Raw genomic sequence first — 22788 nt, forward strand, 5'->3', positions numbered from 1 at the left:
GCGAGAGATCATGGGAAAAGTCACCGGCTTCATGGAGTACGAGCGCCTGGAAGAGGGCTATGCGCCCGTGCAGGCGCGCCTGAAGAACTACAACGAGTTCGTGATCGGGCTCAAGGCGGATGAGTCGAAGGTCCAGGCGGCGCGCTGCATGGATTGYGGAACGCCCTTCTGCAACAGCGGCTGCCCGGTCAACAACATCATTCCGGACTTCAACGACCTCGTGTACCGCAACGAGTGGCGCAATGCCATCGACGTGCTGCACTCGACGAACAACTTCCCGGAGTTCACCGGGCGAATCTGCCCGGCGCCGTGCGAGGCGGCCTGCACGCTGAACGTCAACGACGACGCGGTCGGCATCAAGAGCATCGAGCACGCGATCATCGACCGCGCCTGGGCCGAAGGCTGGGTCAAGGCGCGCCCGCCGAAGGCGAAGACGGGCCGGAAGGTCGCGATCGTCGGCTCCGGCCCGGCCGGCCTGGCGGCCGCGCAGCAGCTGGCGCGGGCCGGCCATGACGTGACGGTGTTCGAGAAGAACGACCGCATCGGCGGCCTGCTGCGCTACGGCATTCCCGACTTCAAGATGGAGAAGTCGCACATCGACCGCCGCGTCGAGCAGATGCAGGCCGAGGGCGTGCAGTTCCGCACCGGCGTGATCGTCGGCAAGCTGCCCGAAGGCAGCAAGGTCACCAACTGGGCCAAGGAAAGCATCACGCCCGACGAGCTGAAGGCGCAGTTCGATGCGGTCGTGCTGGCCGGCGGCGCCGAGCAGTCGCGCGACCTGCCGGTGCCGGGGCGCGACCTCGACGGCGTGCACTTCGCGATGGAGTTCCTGCCGCAGCAGAACAAGCTGAACGCCGGCGACAAGCTGAAGAACCAGCTGCGCGCCGACGGCAAGCACGTGATCGTGATCGGCGGCGGCGACACCGGCAGCGACTGCGTCGGCACCAGCAACCGGCATGGCGCGAAGAGCGTCACGCAGTTCGAACTGATGCCGATGCCGCCCGAGCAGGAGAACAAGCCGCTGGTGTGGCCGTACTGGCCGATCAAGCTGCGCACCAGCTCCAGCCATGAAGAAGGCTGCGAGCGCGAGTTCGCGATCGCCACCAAGGAGTTCATCGGCGGCGAGGGCAAGGACAAGGGCAAGCTGCGCGCGCTGAAGGCGGTGCGCGTCGAGTGGCAGGGCGGCAAGATGACCGAGGTGCCGGGCAGCGAGCAGACGCTGCCGGCCGATCTCGTGCTGCTGGCGATGGGCTTCGTCAGCCCGGTCGCGAGCGTGCTCGATGCGTTCGGCGTCGACAAGGATGCGCGCGGCAATGCGCGAGCCGGGACCGATTTCATCGGTGGCTATGCGACCAATGTCGCCAAGGTGTTCGCGGCCGGCGACGTGCRGCGCGGCCAGTCGCTGGTGGTGTGGGCGATCCGCGAAGGGCGGCAGGCGGCCCGCGCAGTCGACGAATTCCTGATGGGATCCAGCGACTTGCCGCGCTGAGGGCCGATCGGCGGCCGACAAACGGTCGTTCCCGCCCGACCGGCAGTGCCGTCGCCGGCGGGGCCTCCGCCTAGACTACGGTCCATGAACGGCGGCCACCTCCCCCCCACCTCCGTGCCCTGGCGGCACGGCGGCTTCACCCTCATCGAATTGATGGTCACTGTCGCGATCGTGGCCGTCCTGGCGATGGTTGCGGCGCCGTCGATGCGCGATTTCGTGATCCGCAATCGCAGTTCCGCAGCGAGCAACGAGTTCGTCGGCAGTGTGCTGCGCGCCCGCAACGAGGCCGCCTCGCGCAACTCGTGCGTGACGATGTGCGTCAGCAGCAACGGATCGAGCTGTGCCGCCACCACCGAGACGGCCTGGGGCAGCGGATGGATCGTCTTCCGCAATCCGGCATGCGATGCATCGGTCACGTCGCCTCCCGCGGCCGACGACCTGCTGCTGGCGACGAGCGCGCTGAACACCGATTACACCGTCACCGGTCCCGGTGGCCTGATCTTCTTCTCGGCGACGGGCAGGCCCCGGTCGACCGATGTCGGTGCCTTCAACGTGCGCTACCAGACATCGACCCGCTCTTCCAACCGCACGATCTGCGTGAGTCCGCTGGGTCGTACGCTGACGGTGACCTACGGCGCGACATGCCCATGAAAACGATGCATTCCATCTCTTCCGGTCCGGGGCGCGGCGGCCGCCGCTCCTCCGGGTTCACGCTCATCGAAGTGCTGGTGACCGTCCTCATCATGTCCCTCGGCATGCTGGGTATCGCCGCGCTGCAGGCGACGACCTCGCGCTTCAAGATCGGCGCGTGGGCGCGCTCCTCGACGGCGGTGCTGTTCAGCGATTTTGCCGACCGCGTGCGCGCCAATCCGGATGTGGCCGGGCTGTCCTACTTCAGCAGCGGAGCGGCGACCTCGACCTCGTCCTACGCGCTGACCACGAACTGGAGCACGCAGTCGACCACGGCGCCGCCGGCCGTCACGACCGACTGCAGCACGGCCGCCTGCACCGCCACCGAGCGTGCCACCTACGACCTGACCATCTGGCGCCAGCAGATCCGGCGCCAGCTGCCGCAGGGCTCGGCGTTCGTCACCGGCAATCGCGCCACCGGCATGACGGTGACGATGATGTGGTTCGACAAACAGTTCCTCAACGCGGCGGGCAACGCCCTGGAAACGAGCAACGCCTGCAATACCGTCTCGGGGGGCACTTTCACCTCGGCGGCCCTGAGCAACTGCTGCCCGGATGCCGCCGGCGTGGCGGCTGGCGTTCGTTGCGTCAACTTCACCTTCCTGCCATGAACGGCCATCACTTCCCGAAACGTGCCGGGCGCCGTCCCGGGCAGCGTGGCCTGACCTTGGTCGAGTTGCTGGTGGCGATCACCATCAACCTGGCCATCGTCATCGCCGCGGTCTATCTCTACCTCGGCACCCGCGAAAGCCAGCGCGCGATCGACCAGACCTCGGAGGCCAACGAAGTCGGGGTCTTCGCGCTGCGGGCGCTGGGTCGCGATGTCGTCAATGCAGGCTTCTACCCGGCGGTCAGTTCCGAGGGCAACGAAAACGTCTTGGCAGCCTACAGCAACCTGACGCCGACCGTGGCCGCCTACAACACGGGCATCTTCGGTTGCGACGCGACGGACTTCGACGTGGCAGCCGGTACCTGCGGCAGCACGGCCGGGAAAGATGGCCTGGTCGTCGCCTACTTCACGAACGATGCGTTCGGCGAGGCCGGCGGCCAGCGCAAGGATTGCAACGGCAACGACGTCGGGACGGCCACCGTCAACACGAGCCGTGTTGGCACCGGCGCGGCAACCCAGCCGCCCGCCAAGCCGCTGTTCGTCGCCAACCACTACCGGCTGGGGCCTGCCACGTCCGTGGTGGTCGATGGACAGACGACCAGCGTGCGCAGCCTCGAGTGCCGCGGCAATGCGGCCGGCTCGACCACCTATCAGCCAGTGATCTCGAACATCGAGGATTTCCAGGTCACTTATGGCGTCTTCTCGACCAGCGCCCGTACGGTCGACAGGTTCTACACCGCAGCCGAGTTTGCCAGCATCCCCCTGCCGACGTTGACCATCGACGGCAAGTCGCTGACGCCCTGGGCCCGGGTGGCCGCGGTGCGCATCTGCGTCCTCTCGCGCACCTACGGTGCGGCCAGCAAGCTTGCCGACACCGCGGGAGCGCTGCGAACCTACCAGGCCTGTGACGGCAGCTCGGTGCAACAGCCGCTCACTGACCGTTCAACCTACAAGACCTACACACAGGTCTTCGGGCTGCGCAACTTCCTCAACAAGACGTATTGATTCCTATGCTGCCGCTTCGTCTTGAATCCCGTGCGCCGGCGCTGCTGCCGAACCGTCTCGTGCGTCGCCAAGCCCCGGCGCGGCAGCAGGGTGTCGCGATGGTCGTCGTGCTGATGCTGATGCTGGCGCTGATGGGCATCGTCGCGTTCTCGGCGCGCAACGCCACGTTTGGTGAAGCCTCGTCGCGCAACCAGCTGGACGGCGAGATTGCCCGCCAGGCGGCGGAGTCGGCCATGCGCGATGCCGAGCGCGACCTGCTGCTGTCCGACGGGTCGGTACTGCAGGGCACGGCCAAGTGCAAGCGCGAAGGCGCCCGGCCGCTGGAAAGCGCCATCGCGGGCTTCTCGACGACCTGCGTCGGCGGGCAATGCGACAAGACGCTGAACGACTACAAGACGACGAGTTGGGTTGCCTCTTCCACCAACGCCGAGCCGTGGTGGCCGACTGCGAAGGGCGGCCTGTGGGGGGATCCGACCACCAAGCCGCAGACCGTGAATGCCGCCAGCTGCGCGACCTTCACCGGCGGCGTGCCGATCGGCCTGTACACCGGCGCGCCGGCGGTTCCCGGCGTGGCCATCCAGCCGGAGTACCTGATCGAGCAGTTCTCCCGCAGCGGCGGCCGAATCATCTACTACCGCATCACTGCGCGCGGGTTCGGCGTCTCCGATCGCACGCAGGTGGTCCTGCAGTCGTACTTCCAGCCCTTCACGATCAAGTGATCGCCGGCCACGTCGGCTCCTGAATTCATTCGAGGTTTTCCATGCGTCACATCATTCGACGAACCTTCTGCATCGCGCTGGTCTGGGCCATGATGCCGCTGCCGCAGGCCTTCGCCGCCTCGACGGCCACGGTCTACACGCCGATCACCCCGATCCCGGCGAATGCGGTGACCACGCCGGCCAAGCCCGCGATCATGCTGAACATGTCGAAGGACCATCAGCTGTTCTACCGGGCCTACAACGAGTTCACCGACTACGACAACGACGGGCAGCCCGATGGCGGCTACATCCACGCGATCCGTTATTCGGGCTATTTCGATACCGGCAAGTGCTATGCCTACAGCGGCACGAGCGGGCGCTTCGTCTGGACTGCCGACACCACCGACAAGTACTGCGCCAGCGGCACCGGCTGGAGCGGCAACTTCCTGAACTGGGCGACGATGACGCGCATGGACATGGTCCGCAAGGTCCTGTACGGCGGCTTCCGCTCCAGCGACACCGGCTCGCTGACGGTGCTCGAGCGTGCATCGCTGCCGATGGACGCCCACTCGTTCGCCAAGTACTACAACGGCACCGACATCAACCGGCTGACTCCGTACACGGGCCAGACGCAGATCACGATGTGCAACACGACGATCGACGTCAACGGCGCCTATTCCCACACGACGACGAATCCGCCGTTGATGCGGGTCGCGAGCGGCAACTACTCGCTGTGGAATGCCAACGAGCGCCGGCAATGCCGGTGGGGCGACGAAAACGGCTGGAGCAGCAACGGCAGCGGCAACGGCAACAGCCTCGCCGTGACCGGCCTGAGCGCGGCCAACGACAACCCGCCGCGCTCGGCGGCCCTCTCGGGCGGCAACAACGGCGACTTCATCGTGCGCGTCGAGGCGTGCAACAGCGCGCACATCGGCGGCGAGCGTTGCCGGCAGTATCCGAACGGCAACTACAAGCCGATCGGCCTGCTGCACGAGTACGGCGAGAGCAACCAGGCCGAATTCGGCCTGCTCACCGGCTCGTTCTCGAGGAACATCGCCGGCGGCATCCTGCGCCGCAACGTGACCTCGTTCGTCCCTGAAGTGAACACGACGACCGACGGCACCTACACGTCCGTGGTCGGCATCGTTGGCACGATCAACAGGCTGCGCGTCTTCGGCTATGAATATGGCGACAGCAGCTACAACAACACCACCGACGGCAGCTGCACGTACCAGCTGACCGCGCTCACGAACGACCAGTGCGCGAGCTGGGGCAACCCGATCGGCGAGATGTTCACCGAAGCGCTGCGCTACCTGAAGGGCCTGGCGCCGGCGTCGGACTACGGATCGAATGCCGATGCGAAGGGCGACACGATGAACCTGCCGCACCCGGCCTGGGTGGACCCGTTCACGCGTGGCGCGACGATCAATGCCACCTATGGCGCGCCGCAGTGCCGCCCGATCGACATCATCAACTTCAACGCCAGCGTCGTCTCCTACGACCGCGACACGCAGGCACCGTTCGCCGACCTCGGGGCCACCGGTTCGCTGAACAGCTACGTGAATGCCGTCGGCACCGGTGAAAACCTGACCGGCACCTTGCGCTTCGTCGGCCACACGGCCAGCGTGGACGACAAGGCGTGCACGGCGAAGACGCTGGCCAACCTGTCCGATGTCGAGGGCCTGTGCCCGACGGCGCCGGCCTACAAGGGTTCGTACAGCCTGGCGGGTGCCGCCTACTGGGCGCACACCAACCCGATCCGCAATACGACGACGCTGCCGCTGACCTCGAACAGCGCCGATCCGAATTTCCACGTCAACACCTACAGCGTGGCGCTGGCACCGGGGGTTCCGCGCATCACGGTGACGACCGGCGGGACGACGCCCATGAAGGCGATCATCCAGCCGTCGTACCAGCTGTTCAAGTCGGCCGGCGACACCGGCAACGGCACGCTGGTCGACTTTCGGGTGGTCAGCCAGACGGCCACGCACGGCAAGTACCTGGTGGTGTGGGAAGACTCGCAACAGGGTGGCGACTATGACCAGGACGCCTCGGGCATCCTGGAGTGGGACCTGAACGGCACGACGCTGAAGGTCACCACCTCCACCTTCGCCGACGCGACCGTCAACCCGCAGGGCTTCGGCTACACGATCTCGGGCACCAACCGCGACGGCGTGCATTTCCACTCCGGTATCCTGAATTTCAACTACACCGACCCGACCAACCTGCCGGTCACCAGGACCGACGGCACCGCGCACCCCAACGTCAACACGTCCGGCGGTTGCAACAACTGCCAGAAGAACCAGCCGGCCAGCATGGCGACGTACACCGTCACCGGCAACACCGGCGGCGCGCTGGAAGACCCGCTGTGGTACGCCGCGAAGTGGGGCGGCTACAAGGTCACCTACACCAACGGCGTCGCGGATCTTCCTGATGCGACGAGCAAGTGGGACGTGAAGGACGCGAGCGGCGCGGCAACGGCCACCGGCGACGGCACGCCCGACAACTACTTCCTGGTGTTCAACCCGGATCAGCTGGAAGCAGCGCTGCGCTCGGTGTTCCAGAGTGCGCTCGAGTCGTCGAACGCGGCCCCGGCCGTCTCGTCCAGCCAGCTGACGACCGGCGGCTACAAGTACCTGGCCAACTTCAGCATCTCCAAGGTCTCGGGCGACGTCGAAGGATTCCCGATCCTGAGCAACGGTGCGTTCGCGACAGCTCCCACCTGGACCGCTGGTGCCCGGCTGTCCGCCATTGCCGCGAACTCGCGCAACGTCATCACCAATGACGGACCTGCGGGCATCGGCTTCGATTGGACGACGCTGAACGCGACGACCAATTACAAGGCTGCGCTGACGACCGGATCGGTCACCGCGCAGACGGCTGCACAGGCGCAGGCGACGGTCAACTACATGCGTGGCGACCGCAGCAACGAAGGTACCGCCACGGGCCAGCAGCGCGTGCGGCTGGCCACCAACATCATCGGGCCGATCGTCAGTGCGGCACCGTGGATCCAGGACAAGCCGGTGGCGCGCTACACGGCCGGCAACTACCCCGGCTACGGTGCCTTCGCGGCGGCCAAGGCCACCCGCAAGAAGCTGCTCTGGGTCGCTTCCGACGACGGCATGGTGCATGCGTTCGAAGCGCCGCCGGAGTCGACCACGAGTGCGCAGACCGGCGCCGCGCTGTTCTCGTATGCGCCTGGTGCGCTGGCGCAGCGTTTCTTCTCGATCGGCCAGCAAGGCTTCGGCGTCACGGCCTATGTCGACGGCACGCCGTTCACTGCAGACGTCTGGATCGATGACACGTCGACGACGAACACGGCCCTCGAGTGGCACACCTACCTCTTCGGCGCGCTGGGGCGCGGCGGTCGCGGCATCTATGCACTCGATGCCACGACACCGGCCTCGCTGACGCAGGCCAATGCGGCCAGCGTCTTCAAGTGGGAGTTCACGGCCGACAATGACGCCGACCTGGGTTATGTGGTCAGTGACATCTCGATCGAGCCGGGCACCAACCAGCCGGCACCCGTCGCGAAGCTGAACAACGGCAAGTACGGTCTGATCCTGGGCAACGGCTACAAGTCGCGTGACGGGCATGCCGCGCTGTTCGTGATCCCGGCCGACGGCCCGACCTCCGCCGGCAGCTGGACCGGCCGCTACACGAAGATCGTCGCGGACGGCACGAGCACCGACAACGGCCTGTCGACGGCCACCTGGGTGGACCTGGACAACAACGGCACGGCCGATGTCGTCTACGCCGGCGACCTGAAGGGCAACCTGTGGAAGTTCGACATCTCGTCGAGCAATACCGCGGACTGGAGCGTGGCGTTCGTCAACACCTCCGGTGTGGCGCAGCCCTTGTACACCGCGCGCAGTCCCAACGACGATGTGCTGCCGATCACCGGTGCGCCTCAGTTCACGTTCCCGTCGATGGGGGGCGTGATGGTGAGCTTCGCCACCGGCCTGGCGAACACCAGCACGGAGTACCCGCGAACCGGTGTCACGCAGCGGGTGTTCGGCATCTGGGATCGACCGGACTTCACGGTGACGCCGAAGACGGCCGCCCGCCCGCGAGCCCTGCCGAGCGGCGTCGGCACGCTGGTGCAGCGCACGCTGACCCGGTCGGCCACGACGGGCATCGTGACGGTGGCGGCCGGTGCGGCGGTGGACTACCTGAACAGTTCGGGTGCTGCCAAGGACGGCTGGTTCATCAACCTTCCCGGATCGTCCGAGATGGTGGTGTCGAACCTCGAGTACCGGTTGAACAACATCATGATGACGTCGATCCGGCCGATCTCCACCAGCGGCGTCAGCTGCAGCGACCTGCCGCTGGCCACGTTGTTCGTCTTCGACCCGGTCACCGGCCTGCCGAACAGCGACGTGCTGGGCCCGCCGACGCTGGTCAACGGCGTGGCCACTTCCTTCACGATCGGCATTCCGGTGGATGACCAGAAGCTGCGCTTCGCCAACGACCGCACGCCAGCGCCGAGCGACACCTCGTGCGTGAAAGGGCAGCCGGGCTGTACCTGCACGGGCACGGGCGCGGCCGAAGTGTGCTCGAAGGCACCCAAGTGCCCGGACGGTTCGGGCAGCCTGCGCGGCATCGGGCGCGATACCGACACCAACTTGTGCTTCTCGCAATCGAACTCCCGGATCCAGTGGCGTGAGGTTCCGGGCCTGCGGACCAAATAACAGGATGACTTCGATCATGAGGATTGACATGCGAAGCGGAGCAAGGCGTGCGGGCGGCTTCACGCTGATCGAGTTGATGATCACCGTGGCCATCATCGGCATCCTGACGGCCATCGTGTACCCGTCCTATCGCGAGAGCATCGCGAAGGGACGCCGCGCGAAGCTGACGACGCAGATGCTGGCGGCGCAACAGTTCATGGAGCGCTGGTACAGCGAGAACTACGACTACTCGAAGAACACGGCCGGCACGCTGGTGACGGATGCTGACCAGTTTCCGAAGCGCTTCGGGACGGTGCCCCCGGAGGGCGGGCAGTACTACTCGCTGAGCCTGACGGCCACGGCAACCAACTCGTACACGATGACCGCCGTGCCCACGGGGGTGATGACCGGCGACAAATGCGGTTCCTTCACGCTGGACAACAACGGCAAGAAGGGTGTGACCGGCGGTACCACGACCGACGTGCAAACCTGCTGGCGTTGAACGTTCCAAGGGCAGGCCGGGGTCCCGCATCGCCGGGTTCCCGCCTGCTGCCGGCAGCGGTCGCGGCAGCGTTGCTGCACTGTGCCGTGCTGTACGTCGGGGCCGGGCCGGTGCCGGTGTTCACCCACAGCGATCGGCAGGCACCGATGTCGGTGCGTGCCATTCCCCCCGAACCCATTCCCGCACCGATCCCCGACCGCGTCGCGACGCCGCGGGTCCGACCCGTGCCGCAACCCGGCGAGCGCGTGGCCAGGGTCCTGCCGCCCGTGCAGGAATCGGCGGCCGCCGCGCCTGCGGCCGCCTCCGGCGTCGACCTTCCATCGGCCGAGGCGCCGGGCGGCTACGACGTTCCGCCGGTGCCGGAGCGGGGCTGGAACGTGGTGTTCCAGGCCATCGATCCCGGGGCAGAGGCCGATACCGTGGCCACGGTCGAGCTGGAGGTGTCGGCCCAGGGGCTGATCCGGCACTGGCGCATCGTCGAGTCGAACGCGCCGCTGGAAGCGACCACGGCCCTGCTGCTCGGCCTCGAAACGACCACCATGCTGCCGGCCGTGCGCGACGGGGAGCCCGTGGATGCCATCGTCCGGTACGAATTGCGATTCCTGAGGGTTCCGTCCAATTGACGACGCATTCGGATACGGTTCGTCGCCGGTGGGCCGGCGCGAGGATCATCTATCATCCGCTTCCACGGGCATCGCTCACGCGGCCTGATCCTACGACCAGCGCATGTCCACCATCCCCTTGTCTCCCCCTGCGAACCCCGGCGGCACCCTGATCGAACTGCGCGACGTCACCTGTGGCTACGGCGACCGGGTGATCCTCGAGAACGTCAACCTCAGCGTGCCGCGCGGCAAGGTGCTCGCGCTGATGGGCACCTCGGGTGGCGGCAAGACCACGGTGCTGCGCCTGATCGGGCGCCAACTGCAGCCGATGAAGGGCCAGGTGCTGTTCGACGGTGTCGACATCGCCACCCTCGATGCGCAGGGCCTGCACGCGATGCGCCGGCGCATGGGCATGCTGTTCCAGTTCGGCGCGTTGTTCACCGACCTGTCGGTGTTCGACAACGTCGCGTTCCCGTTGCGCGAGCACACCAACCTCGGCGAGGCGATGATCCGCGACCTGGTGCTGATGAAGCTCAACGCGGTCGGCCTGCGCGGTGCGCGCGACCTGCTGCCGTCGCAGGTGTCGGGCGGCATGGCCCGCCGTGTCGCGCTGGCGCGGGCCATCGCGCTCGACCCCGACCTGATCATGTACGACGAACCCTTCGCCGGGCTCGACCCGATCTCGATGAGCGTCGCCGCGACGCTGATCAAGGACCTGAACCACGCGCTGGGCGTCACCAGCATCGTCGTGTCGCACGACGTGGCCGAGACCTTCCTGATCGCCGACCACATCGTCTTCGTCGCCAACGGCAAGATCGCGGCGCAGGGCTCGCCGGCCGAGATGCGTGCGAGCGACGACCCGCTGGTGCAGCAGTTCGTCAACGCGCAGACCGACGGGCCGGTGCGCTTCCACTACCCGGCCGTGTCGGTCGAGGAAGATTTCGGCGCAGGTTCCGGCGCAGGAGCAGCCCGATGAGCTGGTACAACCCCGCCGACATCGGCTTCTCGGTGCGCAGCAAGCTCGCCGGCATCGGCGATGCGGCGCGCCTGTTCTTCCGGCTGGCCGGCCTCGGCAGCGCGAGCTTCGGCCGCCCGCGCCTCGTCAGCGACCAGGTGTTCTTCCTCGGCAACCACTCGCTGTCGATCATCACGGTGTCGGGCCTGTTCGTCGGCTTCGTGCTCGCGCTGCAGGGCTACTACACGCTGCAGCGCTACGGCTCGGCCGAGGCGGTGGGCCTGCTGGTGGCGCTGTCGCTGGTGCGCGAACTCGGCCCGGTCGTCACCGCACTGCTGTTCGCCGGCCGTGCCGGCACCTCGCTGACGGCCGAGATCGGCCTGATGAAGGCCGGCGAGCAGCTCGCCGCGATGGAGATGATGGCGGTCGATCCGGTCAAGCGCGTGCTGGCGCCGCGCTTCTGGGGCGGCGTGATCGCGATGCCATTCCTGGCGGCGGTGTTCAGCGCGGTCGGCATCATCGGCGGCTGGCTGGTCGCGGTGCCGCTGATCGGCATCGACGCCGGCTCGTTCTGGTCGCAGATGCAGGGCGGCGTCGACGTCTGGGCCGATGTCGGCAACGGCGTGATCAAGAGCCTCGTCTTCGGTTTCACCGTCACCTTCATCGCGCTGCTGCAGGGCTACAACTGCAAGCCGACGCCTGAAGGCGTGTCCGCCGCCACCACGCGCACCGTCGTGATGGCTTCGCTTGCAACGCTGGGGCTCGATTTCGTGCTCACGGCCATGATGTTCTCGATTTGAAGAAAGAGGCGACGATGCAGAAATCTCGTCACGATGTGTGGGTGGGCCTGTTCGTGCTGATCRGCGCGGCAGCGGTGTTGTTCCTCGCGTTGAAGGCCGGCAACCTGCTGAGCCTGAACTTCGACGAGACCTACCAGGTGATCACCAAGTTCGACAACATCGGCGGACTGAAGCCGCGCGCGGCCGTCAAGAGCGCCGGCGTGGTGGTCGGCCGCGTCGAGTCGATCGGCTTCGACGACAAGAGCTACCAGGCGCGCGTCGTGCTGCAGCTGCAGAAGAAGTTCGCGTTCCCGAAGGACAGCTCGGCGAAGATCCTCACGTCCGGCCTGCTCGGCGAGCAGTACATCGGGCTGGAGGCGGGTGCCGAGGAGAAGAACCTGGCGGCCGGCGACGTGATCAGCCAGACCCAGTCGGCGGTGGTGCTCGAGAACCTGATCAGCCAGTTCCTGTACAGCAAGGCGGCCGATTCCGGCGCCCCTGCGGCTGCGGCGGCACCCGCCAGCGGAGCGAAGAAGTGAACCTGCGCCCGGCCCTGCGCCTGGCTTTTGCCGGCCTCGCGCTGGCGTGGCTCGCGCTGCTCACCGGCTGCGCGACGACCGCGCCCGGGCCCGACGGCAGGCCGGTGCAGCGCGTCGACCCGTGGGAGAGCTGGAACCGCAAGGTCTACAACTTCAACGACGCGCTCGACACCGCGGTGCTGAAGCCGGTCGCCACCACCTACCGCGATGTCGTGCCGCAACCGACGCGCCGCGGCATCAGCAACATCTTCGGCAACGTGTCGGACCTGTGGTCGGCGTTCAACAACGTGCTGCAGGGCAAGGTCAACGACGGCATGCAGGACGTGATGCGCGTGACCACCAACACGATCTTCGGCCTTGGCGGCTTCTTCGATGTCGCCACCGAGATGGGCCTGGACCGGCACAACGAAGACCTCGGGCAGACACTGGGGCGGTGGGGCATGGGTTCAGGGCCGTACGTGGTGTGGCCGTTCTTCGGGCCGTCGACGCTGCGGGATTCGTTCGCGCTGCCGGTCGACCGCTCGGTGTCGCCGGCGCTGGCCTTCAACGACAGCCTGGCGCGCTATGCGGTGGTCGGTGTCGGCTTCGTCAACGAGCGCGCCGCGCTGCTCGGCGCAACCGGCATGCTCGACGACATCGCGCTCGACAAGTACACCTTCATCCGCGATGCCTACCTGCAGCGCCGGCGCAGCCTCGTCTACGACGGCGAGGTGCCGGAGTCGAAGGACGAACGCTACGACCAGGACGAGGCACCGGCGTCGGCCCCTGCCGCGGCACCGGCCCCGGCGGCAGCGCCCGCGTCGGCGCCGAAACCATGAACTTCACCTGCCGGAAACGATCCGGCGGCCAACCGGCAGAGACCTGCGGCCGTTGAGGTCATGTGCCGGGCCGCAGCGCAGACGCAGCGAACTCCAGATACCGTGCCCGCTCCAAGCTGCGAGGCTCTTCCCAGAAAGGAACCACAGATGCTCATCCCACAATTCGTCAGATGGATCTCCGCCGCCACGATCGCCGTGGCCAGTGCCGCTGCGTTCGCGCAGCAGGCGCCCGACCAGCTCGTGAAGCAGGTGTCCTCCGAGGTGCTCGATGCGGCCAAGGCCGACAAGTCGATCCAGGCCGGTGACGTACAGAAGGTGTCGGCGCTGGTCGAGGCCAAGGTGATGCCGCACGTCAACTTCCAGCGCATGACGGCCTCGGCGGTCGGCCGCTACTGGCGCCAGGCCACGCCCGAGCAGCAGAAGAAGCTGCAGGACGAGTTCAAGACGCTGCTGGTGCGCACGTATTCCGGTGCGCTCGCGCAGGTGCGCGACCAGACCGTGCAGCTGAAGCCGATGCGTTCGTCGCCCGAAGACACCGAGGTGATCGTGCGCACCGAGATCCGCGGCAAGGGCGACCCGATCCAGCTCGACTACCGCCTTGAGAAGGCAGCAGACGGCTGGAAGATCTACGACGTCAACGTGCTTGGTGTCTGGCTGGTCGAGAACTACCGCAACAGCTTCGCGCAGGAGATCGGTGCCGGCGGCATCGACGGCCTGATCGCCAAGCTGATCGAGCGCAACAAGTCGGCTGCCGGCGGCAAGAGCTGAGGTCCGCATGCTGCTGCTGCCCGCCACGGTGACCACGCGCGAGGCCCGCGACACGCAGCGCATGCTGTCGCAGGCCTTGCAGCAGGAAGTGAAGACGCAGTCCGAGCCCACCGTGACGGTGGATGCCTCGGGCCTGGCGCAGTTCGATTCGGCGGCGCTCGCGGTGCTGCTGGAGTGCCAGCGGCTGGCGACGGCGTTTGGCAAGGGATTTGCCGTGCGCAATGCACCGGTGAAGCTGGCTGAGCTGGCTCGGCTGTACGGTGTGGATGGGCTGTTGCTGAAGGCGTCTTGAGCTTGTCGCGGTGCGGCGCGTCGCGTCGCGTCGCGGCGGGTGAGGGGCTGGGCTGGGGGCTCATGCCTCGGCGGTCGGCCCTGGCGGGCCGACTCCACGAAGAAGCTCGGCTTCGTGGGTGCATCGCCAAACTCCCTCCGCTCACTGCGTTCGCTGTGGTCAAACAGTGGCGATGAGYATRTCTACGAAGCGCGCTGGCGCGCGCCAYCCCCRAAGCCGACCTTCTYCGTCGCCTCAGAARTCGCCCCCAGCCCAKCCCCTCACCCGCCGCGCCGCTAAGCACCACCAACTCTTGTTGGAGGGAAAAGATTGAAGTGACCGACAAGCATGCGAGCGTTGGCGCGCTCGTCGGTCACTTCAATCTTTTCCCCCCACCCACGCCTTTGCCGCACAAGAGCTCCGCAAGCAAGCTACTCAGCTTGTGCGTACCGCTTGGCGCGCAGATTGCGCTTGATCTCTTGCAGCATCGGTCGCAGCTCGCTCCCCAGCCGCAGCGCCACCCCGGTGGTCAGGATGTCGATCACGATCAGGTGCAACAGCCTCGACACCATCGGGCTGTAGCGGTCGTAATCCTCCGGGTGGTCGGCTGCCAGCAGGATCTGGCTGCTGCCGGTCTGCCCGATCACCGCCAGCGGCGAGCCGCTCGCGGTGATCACGATCGTCGTCGCGCCCTTCTTGCGCGCGATCTCGGCCACGTCGATCAGGTCGCGGCTGCGGCCCGAGTTCGAGATGATCACGACGCAATCGCCCGGCTGCAGCATCGTCGCGCTCATCACCTGCACATGGCCGTCGCTGATCGCCAGCGCGTTGACGCCCAGCCGGAAGAACTTGTGCTGCGCATCCTGCGCGACGATGCCCGAATTGCCGACCCCGTAGAACTCGATCCGCCGCCCGGCGCGGCCGGCCTCGGCCAGCGCCGTGATCGCGCGGTCGAACGCCAGGCTCGCAGCATCGTTGCGGTACTTCAGCAGCGCACTGACCGCGTTGTCGACCACCTTGACGACGATGTCGCCCGGCTTGTCGTCCTCGTCCACCGCGCGGTGCACGAAAGGCACGCCCTCGTTGACGCTGCCGGCCAGCTTGCGCTTGAAATCGGCCAGCCCGTCGTAGCCCACGCTGCGGCAGAAGCGCACCACCGTCGGCTTGCTGACATGCGCCCGGTCGGCCAGCTCACTGACCGGCAGGCTCGCAAAGCTGCGGGCGTCGGCCAGCACCAGCTTGGCCACGCGCTGCTCCGCCGGCGGAAGCGCGGGGATCGACGCGCGAATGCGGTCCAGCATGGGGGATCCGGCGAGGTGCGCGCTTATTGCTCTTCGGACCAGGCGTAGCCGTCGCGCGCGACCAGCGCGCTCGCGGCCGCCGGCCCCCAGGTGCCGGCCGCATACGGGCGCGGRCCGGTGCTGTCCTTGCCCCAGGCGTCGAGGATCGGCTCGACCCAGCGCCACGCCTGCTCCTGCTCGTCGCTGCGCACGAACAGGTTCAGCCGGCCGGCGATCGCGTCGAGCAGCAGCCGCTCGTAGGCGCCCACGCGGTTCTCGGCGAAGGCCTTGTCGAAATCGAGGTCGAGCGACACCGGCGCGAGCTGCTCCTGCTGCCCGGCACCCTTGGCCGCCAGCAGGTGCAGCTCGAGGCCGTCTTCCGGCTGCAGGTTGATCACCAGCTTGTTCGCCGGGTTGTGGCCCGGGAAGATGCTGTGCGGCGTCGGACGGAAATTGACGACGATCTGCGCATCGCGCGCGGCCAGCCGCTTGCCGGTGCGCAGGTAGAAGGGCACGCCGGCCCAGCGCCAGTTCTGCACCTCGGTGCGCAGCGCGACGAAGGTCTCGCACTGGCTGCCCGCCGGCACCTTCACTTCCTGCAGGTAGCCGACCACCGGCTGCCCGCCGGCCGTGCCGGCACGGTACTGGCCGCGCACCACGTCGCGGCCGACGCTCTCTTCGGTGAACGGCTTCAGCGAGCGCAGCACCTTCAGCTTCTCGTCGCGGATCGCGTCGGCATCGTTGCGCGACGGCGGCTCCATCGCGATCATCGTCAGCAGTTGCAGCGCATGGTTCTGCACCATGTCGCGCAGCGCGCCGGTGCGGTCGTAGAAATCGCCGCGCGTGCCGACGCCGATCGCCTCGGCCAGCGTGATCTGGATGTTGGCGATGCTCTCGCGGCGCCACAGCGGTTCGAACAGCGCATTGCCGAAGCGCAGCGCCATCAGGTTCTGCACCGWSKGCTTGCCGAGGTAGTGGTCGATGCGGAACGCCTGCGTCTCGCTGAACACCGAGCGCACGACGCGGTTGATCTCCTGCGCGCTCTGCAGGTCGTGGCCCAACGGCTTCTCAAGCACCACGCGGATGCGCGGCGTGTTCAGGCCGGCCACGCCGAGCTGCTCGCAGATCTGCGGAAAGAGGTGCGGGCTGGTGGCGAGGTACAGCACCGCCGTGTCGGCATTGCGCTCCTCGAGCCACTGCTTCAGCCCGGCATAGTGCTCGGGCTTCGACAGGTCCATGCGGCGGTAGTGCAGCATGTCGGCGAAACGGGCGAACTCTTCATCGGTCGGGCGCTTGGCGCCTTCGACTTCTTGAAAACGCTCTTTCAGCCAGCCGCGGTACTTGTCGTCGCTCTGCTCGTCGCGGGCCACCGCGAGGATGCGGCCACCGGCCGGCAGCTTGCCGTGGCGGAAGGCCTGGAACAGCGCCGGCATCAGCTTGCGCCATGTCAGGTCGCCCGTGCCGCCGAAGAAAACGAGATCGAAAGACATGCCTGCCGCCTCAGTGGTGAAGTCGACGCATGCGGTCGACGATGTAATTTAGTTTCACCTGGATGATGCCCAAGTTTCCGGGCAGCGTCAACGAAACCCGCCCCGCACGAGGGGCGCCCGAAGGTGCATCATGCGGCCGGTGGAACTTCGGGTTACGTTCTGAAAACAAACCGTCGTCGGCGTGCTTGCGTGTCACGCCGAACGGGTTCTAATTTCCTTCCTGTGCTCAACAGCGTCTTGCCATGAATCAAATCGACCAGCTCAAGCAGTACACCGCCGTTGTCGCCGACACGGGCAACTTCAAGCAACTCGCGCAATTCGCGCCGAAGGACGCGACGACCAACCCGTCGCTGATCCTGAAAGCGGTGCAGCACGCCGACTACGCGCCGCTGCTCCAGGAGACGGTGGCCAAGCACAAGAGCCTGCCGCTCGAGGGCATCGTCGACCAGGTGCTGGTGCGTTTCGGCCAGGAGATCCTGAAGGTGGTGCCGGGCCGGGTGTCGACCGAGGTCGATGCGCGGCTGAGCTTCGACACCGCCTGCAGCGTGGCGCGGGCGCGCCGCATCATCGAGTTGTACGAGGCGGCGGGCATCGGCCGCGAGCGGGTGCTGATCAAGCTGGCTTCCACCTGGGAGGGCATCCAGGCGGCGCGCATCCTGCAGCGCGACGGCATCAACTGCAACCTGACGCTGCTGTTCTCGTTCTGCCAGGCGGTGGCCTGCGGCGATGCGGGCGTCAAGCTGATCTCGCCGTTCGTCGGCCGCATCTACGACTGGTACAAGAAGTCGGCCGGCAGCCAGTGGGACGAGGCGGCGAACGCCGGCGTCAACGACCCGGGCGTCAAGTCGGTGGCCCACATCTACAACTACTTCAAGAAGTTCGGCATCGCCACCGAGGTGATGGGCGCGAGCTTCCGCAACGTCGGCCAGATCACCGCGCTCGCGGGCTGCGACCTGCTGACGATCAGCCCCGAGCTGCTCGCACAGCTGCAGGCAAGCGAAGCGCCGCTCACGCGCCAGCTCGATCCGGCGAACGCCAAGGGCGCGAGCCTGCATGCGGCGACCTTCAACGAGCAGAGCTTCCGCTTCGCGCTGAACGACGACGCGATGGCCACCGAGAAGCTGGCCGAAGGCATCCGCGCGTTCGCCGTCGATGCCGGCAAGCTCGACAAGCTGATCGAAGGCCTGAAATGAGCAGCTTCCCGCGCTGCGACCGCACCTCGGCCTGGGCCGCGCTGTCGGGCCATTTCGAAGCGCACGGCCGTGACTTCGACATCCGCGAGGCGTTCTCGCGCGACGCGAACCGCTTCGCGTCGCTGAGCGTCGAGGCGCCGGAGATCTTCGCCGACCTGTCGAAGAACCGCGTCGACACCGCGACGCTGAAGTTCCTCGTCGAGCTGGCGCGCGAATGCGGCATCGAGGCGCAGCGCGATGCGATGCTGCGCGGCGACCCGGTCAACGTGACCGAGGGGCGGGCGGTGCAGCACGTGGCCCTGCGCGCGCCCGAGGGCGAATCGCCGTTCGGCCGCGAGGTGCATGCGGTGCTCGATGCGATGCTCGGCTACATCGAGACGGTGCGCGACACCGCGGCCAGCGGCATCCGCCACGTCGTCAACATCGGCATCGGCGGCTCCGACCTCGGGCCGCAGATGGTGGTGCCGGCGCTCGACACCTTCGTGCATCCGGGCATCACGTTCCACTTCGTCTCCAACGTCGACGGCCACGACATCGCGCCGGTGCTGCGCCGGCTGAAGCCGCAGGAGACGCTCTTCATCATCGCGAGCAAGACCTTCACGACGCAGGAGACGATGGCCAACGCGCATGCCGCGAAGGCCTGGTTCCTGGCGCAGGGCGGTGAAGACATCGACAAGCATTTCGTCGCCACCACCACCAACGTGAAGGCCGCGGCCGAGTTCGGCATCACCACCACGTTCGGCTTCTGGGACTGGGTCGGCGGGCGCTACTCGCTGTGGTCGGCGATCGGGCTGCCGATCGCGCTGGCCATCGGTGCCGACAACTTCCGCTCGCTGCTGGCCGGCGCGCATGCGATGGACCTGCACTTCGCGCAGGCTCCGCTCGAGAAGAACCTGCCGGTGCTGCAGGGCCTGATCGACGTCTGGTACCGCAACTTCCACCGCTTCACGAGCCGCAGCATGGCGCCGTACCACCAGGGCCTGAAGCGGCTGCCGGCCTACCTGCAGCAGCTCGAGATGGAGAGCAACGGCAAGCGCGTCGACATCGACGGCGAGCCGCTGCCGTTCGGCACCAGCCCGGTCGTGTGGGGCGAGCCCGGCACCAACGGGCAGCATGCGTACTTCCAGATGCTGCACCAGGGCACCGACGTGATCCCGGTCGAGTTCCTGCTCGTCAGGCGGCCGACGCATTCGCTGAGCGACCTGCACACCAAGCTGCTGGCCAACGGCCTCGCGCAGGCGCAGGCGCTGATGCTCGGCAAGACGACCGAGCAGGCGATGCAGGAGAAGGCGCCGACGGCTTCGGCCTCGCTCGACCCGCTGACGCTCGCGAAGCACCGCACCTTCCCCGGCAACCGGCCCAGCACGACGCTGCTGCTCGACGAGCTGACGCCGCGCAGCCTGGGCGCGCTGATCGCGCTGTTCGAGCACCGGGTGTTCGTCAGCGGTGCGCTGTGGCRCATCAACAGCTTCGACCAGTGGGGCGTCGAGCTCGGCAAGGCGTTGTGCAACGAGTTGCTGCCGCGGCTTGCCAGCGGCGACACGACCGGGCTCGACGGCTCGACCGCCGGGCTGCTGACCCGCCTGCGCGGCGGATGAGGCTGGTCTTCGATTTCGGCGGCGTCGTCTTCCGCTGGAAGCCGCACGAGTTGCTGCAGCGCGTGCTGCCGCAGCGCGCGATGGACGAGACGGCCGCCCGCGCGCTGGCGGCGGTGTTCTTCCAGGGGCATGGCGACGGCGACTGGGCGCAGTTCGATCGCGGCACGCTGGGCGAGGGCGAACTCGTGCCGCGGCTGGCGGCGCGCACCGGGCTCGATGCGGCGTCGGTGCGGCGCATCGTCGATGCGGTGCCGGCCGAGCTTCAGCCGCTCGCCGACACGGTCGCGTGGATCGAACGGCTGAGCGCCGCCGGGCACACGCTGCACTTCCTGTCGAACATGCCACGGCCGCTGGCGGACCACCTGGTGCGCAGCCACCCGTTCCTCGGGCGCTTCACGAGCGGCGTGTTCTCGTCACACGTGCGCCTGCTGAAGCCCGAGCCGGAGATCTTCGCGCACTCGGCGCGGCAGTTCGAGATGTCGCCGGGCCGGTTGATCCTGCTGGACGACACGCAGGTCAACGTCGATGCGGCGATCGCCGCCGGTTGGCAGGCGCTGCACTTCCGCGACGCGCCGTCGTGCGAGGCCGCGCTGCACGCGCGCGGCCTGTTCCCGCGTCAACCCTGAGGCGACTCAGCCCTGATGCGCCGGCGCGRCCGGCACCGGTGCCGGCTGCGTGACGGCCGGCGCGCGCATCACGCGCGTCTTGCCGTTCGACGACACCAGGATCACCGGCTCGCCCGGGGCCAGCGTCTCGGTGCCCTTGGCCTGGATGATCGAGCGGCGTTCGCCGTTGCGCAGCTGCACCAGGATCTCCAGCGCTTCCTCGCGGGTGCCGGCACGCTCGATTGCGTTGCCGACCACCGCCCCGGCCACCGCGGCCAGCACGCCGACGGCGACCGCTTCGCGGTGCCCGCCGACCGATGCGCCGGCGATGCCGCCGACCACGCCGCCGGTGACGGCGCCGGCGCCGGACTGCGAACCGTCGATCACGACCGGACGCACCGACAGCACGGTGGCATCCTGGATCTGCGACAGGCGCTGCGCTTCATTGCGCGAGACGACATCGGGGCTGCTGGTGGCGCACGCGCTCAAGGTGGCGGCAACGGCCACGGCGATCAAAAGCTTGTTCATGGGGTTCACTCCTCGTTACTCATCTGCATGGACGAGTCGGCCGCACGGCGAGTTCCGCGGCGGCGATGTAAAGAAATCGGAAGTCAGATCCGCAGTCGGCTGTGCCTTGGCACGCTGGCCAGCAGGAATTCCATCTGGTCCGCCAGTATGCGCCGGCCGCGCAGGATCATGTCCTCGTGCAGGCTCGGGATGTAGGGCAGGTACATCAGCGACATGTGCGCTTCTTCCGGCATCCGGTTGCCCTTGTGGCCATTGCAGGCGCGGCAGGCGGTGATGCAGTTCATCCAGCTGTCGAGGCCGCCGCGCGAGGTCGGCACGATGTGCTCGCGCGTCAGGTCGTCCAGGTGGAAGCGCCCGGCGCAGTAGGCGCACACCTGACGGTCGCGGGCGAAGAGCTTGGGGTTGGAGAGCGCGGGCGTCTGGCGCCAGGCCCGGCTCGGGACCGCGCCGCGCACCGCGATGATCGGGTGCACCTCGATGCGCGATTGCAGCCCGGTGCGCCGTTGCATGCCGCCGCGCAGCACGTAGAACGCATCACCCAGCGTCCATGCGACGCCGTCGCTGGCGTAGATGATCGCTGCCTCCTTCGCTGAAATCCACGATTGAGGCCGGCCGGACACATCGAGCTGGAGCACTTCCACGGATGATCTCCTTCCCCGGAGCGTAATCCATTCACTGCGTTTCGCTCAACCGTGGCGCGAATACTGCAGTGCGTTGGCGCCACAAGCACACGCTGTCACACGCCGATCACCGCCACCGGCGATAACCCGAGACTCGGGTTAACCCTCGATGGCCGCCGCTGCCGTCGCATTCCAGGGACTAAACCCTAGAAAAAAACACGGCTTGCTCGAAATAGCGGCGCGCGATCCGCACGGAACCTGCAAAATAGAACGATCGTTCGATTTTATGGATGCACCGTGAGCGACACGACCGATACACCCGTCAACACCGCCGCGGCTCTCACGGGCCGGGGCCCGCGCGATGTCTCGAAGACCCTGCAGAAGGGCCAGCAGACGCGCGCGACGATTCTCGAAGCTGCTCTCGGCCTGGCGTCGTCGATGGGGCTGGAAGGCCTGTCGATCGGCGCGCTGGCCGAGGTCACGCAGATGAGCAAATCCGGCGTCTTCGCGCACTTCGGTTCCCGCGAGGAACTGCAGATCTCCGTGATTCGCGAGTATCACGCCAAGTTCGAGGAAGAAGTGTTTTTCCCTGCCGTGCGCGAGGCCAGGGGTTTGCCCCGCTTGCGCGCGCTGTTCGAGCGCTGGGTCAAGCGGGTGTCGGTCGAGCTGGACTCGGGCTGCATCTACATCAGCGGTGCGGTGGAGTTCGACGACCGGCCGGGCCCGGTGCGCGACGCGCTCGCCACCATGGTGCAGGCCTGGCACACCGCGCTGGAGAAGGCGATCCGCATCGCGATCGACGAGGGCCAGCTGCGCCCCGACACCGACCCGCTGCAGATGCTGTTCGAGATCCACGGCCTGATCCTCGCGCTGCACCACGACGCCCGCTTCCTGCGCATCCCCGGTGCGCTCGACCGCGCCCGCCATGCCTTCGAGCGCGTGCTCGGCTACTACGCGGTCGATGCGGCGGCCGCCCCCGCCAAGCCGCTGCGCGCCGCGCGCCGCTGAATCCGATTTCCCGAGTTTCCATTTCTTTCCCAGGAGTTTTTTCGATGGCTCAGTACACCCCTCCGTTGCG

The 22788-nt window shown here is 67.4% G+C and carries 22 protein-coding genes; 18 read left to right on the plus strand and 4 right to left on the minus strand.

What is annotated here, in order from left to right; all coding sequences use genetic code 11:
- Positions 1-10 precede the first annotated feature (10 nt).
- From AC1D1T_RS04710 to AC1D1T_RS04775, 14 genes are all read left to right on the plus strand, one after another.
- Complete coding sequence (locus tag AC1D1T_RS04710; protein WP_477991511.1) at positions 11-1489, plus strand: glutamate synthase subunit beta; 1479 nt, start codon at positions 11-13, stop codon at positions 1487-1489.
- Positions 1490-1573: 84 nt separating this feature from the next.
- The gene (locus AC1D1T_RS04715; protein WP_477827099.1) at positions 1574-2140 is read left to right on the plus strand and encodes a GspH/FimT family pseudopilin; all 567 of its coding nucleotides are present in this window, start codon (positions 1574-1576) and stop codon (positions 2138-2140) included.
- The gene (gene pilV / locus AC1D1T_RS04720; RefSeq protein ID WP_477827098.1) at positions 2137-2790 is read left to right on the plus strand and encodes a type IV pilus modification protein PilV; all 654 of its coding nucleotides are present in this window, start codon (positions 2137-2139) and stop codon (positions 2788-2790) included. The genes AC1D1T_RS04715 and pilV overlap by 4 nt, the downstream gene beginning before the upstream one ends.
- Complete coding sequence (locus AC1D1T_RS04725) at positions 2787-3794, plus strand: PilW family protein (RefSeq protein ID WP_477827097.1); 1008 nt, start codon at positions 2787-2789, stop codon at positions 3792-3794. Before pilV ends, AC1D1T_RS04725 begins: the two co-directional genes overlap by 4 nt.
- A 59-nt stretch (positions 3795-3853) precedes the next feature.
- Positions 3854-4513, plus strand: a complete 660-nt coding sequence (locus tag AC1D1T_RS04730) for a pilus assembly PilX family protein (RefSeq protein WP_477991513.1) — start codon at positions 3854-3856, stop codon at positions 4511-4513.
- A 41-nt stretch (positions 4514-4554) separates the two neighbouring features.
- On the plus strand, positions 4555-9183 hold the full coding sequence (locus AC1D1T_RS04735; RefSeq protein WP_477991515.1) for a pilus assembly protein: 4629 nt from the start codon (positions 4555-4557) through the stop codon (positions 9181-9183).
- A 28-nt stretch (positions 9184-9211) separates the two neighbouring features.
- A complete protein-coding gene (locus AC1D1T_RS04740) occupies positions 9212-9664 on the plus strand; it encodes a type IV pilin protein (protein ID WP_477827797.1) in 453 nt (150 codons plus the stop codon).
- Between the two features lie 86 nt (positions 9665-9750).
- Positions 9751-10287, plus strand: coding sequence for a hypothetical protein (locus AC1D1T_RS04745; RefSeq protein WP_477827796.1), 537 nt, complete (start codon positions 9751-9753; stop codon positions 10285-10287).
- Between the two features lie 103 nt (positions 10288-10390).
- Positions 10391-11242, plus strand: a complete 852-nt coding sequence (locus AC1D1T_RS04750) for an ABC transporter ATP-binding protein (protein ID WP_477843777.1) — start codon at positions 10391-10393, stop codon at positions 11240-11242.
- The gene (mlaE, locus tag AC1D1T_RS04755; RefSeq protein ID WP_047500292.1) at positions 11239-12021 is read left to right on the plus strand and encodes a lipid asymmetry maintenance ABC transporter permease subunit MlaE; all 783 of its coding nucleotides are present in this window, start codon (positions 11239-11241) and stop codon (positions 12019-12021) included. The genes AC1D1T_RS04750 and mlaE overlap by 4 nt, the downstream gene beginning before the upstream one ends.
- 14 nt (positions 12022-12035) lie before the next feature.
- Positions 12036-12539 carry an outer membrane lipid asymmetry maintenance protein MlaD gene (mlaD, locus tag AC1D1T_RS04760; RefSeq protein WP_477991517.1) on the plus strand — a complete coding sequence of 168 codons (504 nt, stop codon included), beginning with the start codon at positions 12036-12038 and terminating at the stop codon, positions 12537-12539.
- Positions 12536-13357, plus strand: a complete 822-nt coding sequence (locus tag AC1D1T_RS04765) for an MlaA family lipoprotein (RefSeq protein WP_477828759.1) — start codon at positions 12536-12538, stop codon at positions 13355-13357. The genes mlaD and AC1D1T_RS04765 overlap by 4 nt, the downstream gene beginning before the upstream one ends.
- A gap of 147 nt (positions 13358-13504) precedes the next feature.
- Positions 13505-14125, plus strand: coding sequence for an MlaC/ttg2D family ABC transporter substrate-binding protein (locus tag AC1D1T_RS04770; RefSeq protein ID WP_465110971.1), 621 nt, complete (start codon positions 13505-13507; stop codon positions 14123-14125).
- Positions 14126-14132: 7 nt separating this feature from the next.
- Positions 14133-14417: an STAS domain-containing protein gene (locus AC1D1T_RS04775; protein WP_047500299.1), complete on the plus strand. Its 285-nt coding sequence runs from the start codon at positions 14133-14135 to the stop codon at positions 14415-14417.
- A gap of 410 nt (positions 14418-14827) precedes the next feature.
- On the opposite strand, the gene AC1D1T_RS04780 is transcribed toward AC1D1T_RS04775, so the two are convergent.
- Both AC1D1T_RS04780 and zwf read right to left on the minus strand, forming a co-directional pair.
- Positions 14828-15697 (minus strand): MurR/RpiR family transcriptional regulator, encoded by an 870-nt coding sequence (locus tag AC1D1T_RS04780; RefSeq protein WP_047500301.1) that lies wholly within the window; start codon positions 15695-15697, stop codon positions 14828-14830.
- Between the two features lie 23 nt (positions 15698-15720).
- Complete coding sequence (gene zwf / locus AC1D1T_RS04785; RefSeq protein ID WP_477991519.1) at positions 15721-17166, minus strand: glucose-6-phosphate dehydrogenase; 1446 nt, start codon at positions 17164-17166, stop codon at positions 15721-15723.
- Positions 17167-17408: 242 nt separating this feature from the next.
- On the opposite strand from zwf, the gene tal reads away from it, so the two are divergent.
- From tal to AC1D1T_RS04800, 3 genes are read left to right on the plus strand one after another with little or no spacing between them, the layout of a single operon-like run.
- On the plus strand, positions 17409-18359 hold the full coding sequence (gene tal / locus AC1D1T_RS04790) for a transaldolase (protein WP_047500305.1): 951 nt from the start codon (positions 17409-17411) through the stop codon (positions 18357-18359).
- On the plus strand, positions 18356-19957 hold the full coding sequence (gene pgi / locus AC1D1T_RS04795; RefSeq protein WP_477991521.1) for a glucose-6-phosphate isomerase: 1602 nt from the start codon (positions 18356-18358) through the stop codon (positions 19955-19957). The genes tal and pgi overlap by 4 nt, the downstream gene beginning before the upstream one ends.
- Positions 19954-20583, plus strand: a complete 630-nt coding sequence (locus AC1D1T_RS04800; RefSeq protein WP_477991523.1) for an HAD family hydrolase — start codon at positions 19954-19956, stop codon at positions 20581-20583. Before pgi ends, AC1D1T_RS04800 begins: the two co-directional genes overlap by 4 nt.
- A gap of 6 nt (positions 20584-20589) precedes the next feature.
- Here AC1D1T_RS04800 and AC1D1T_RS04805 read toward each other — a convergent pair whose 3' ends face one another.
- Positions 20590-21090 carry an outer membrane lipoprotein gene (locus AC1D1T_RS04805; protein ID WP_477991525.1) on the minus strand — a complete coding sequence of 167 codons (501 nt, stop codon included), beginning with the start codon at positions 21088-21090 and terminating at the stop codon, positions 20590-20592.
- Positions 21091-21173: 83 nt separating this feature from the next.
- On the minus strand, positions 21174-21731 hold the full coding sequence (locus AC1D1T_RS04810) for an HNH endonuclease (protein ID WP_047500311.1): 558 nt from the start codon (positions 21729-21731) through the stop codon (positions 21174-21176).
- Positions 21732-22007: 276 nt separating this feature from the next.
- Here AC1D1T_RS04810 and AC1D1T_RS04815 point away from each other — a divergent pair, with 276 nt between their 5' ends.
- Positions 22008-22718: a TetR/AcrR family transcriptional regulator gene (locus tag AC1D1T_RS04815; RefSeq protein ID WP_477991527.1), complete on the plus strand. Its 711-nt coding sequence runs from the start codon at positions 22008-22010 to the stop codon at positions 22716-22718.
- Positions 22719-22788 lie beyond the last annotated feature (70 nt).

It is taken from the genome of Rhizobacter sp. P2_H3 (genome assembly GCF_056403355.1).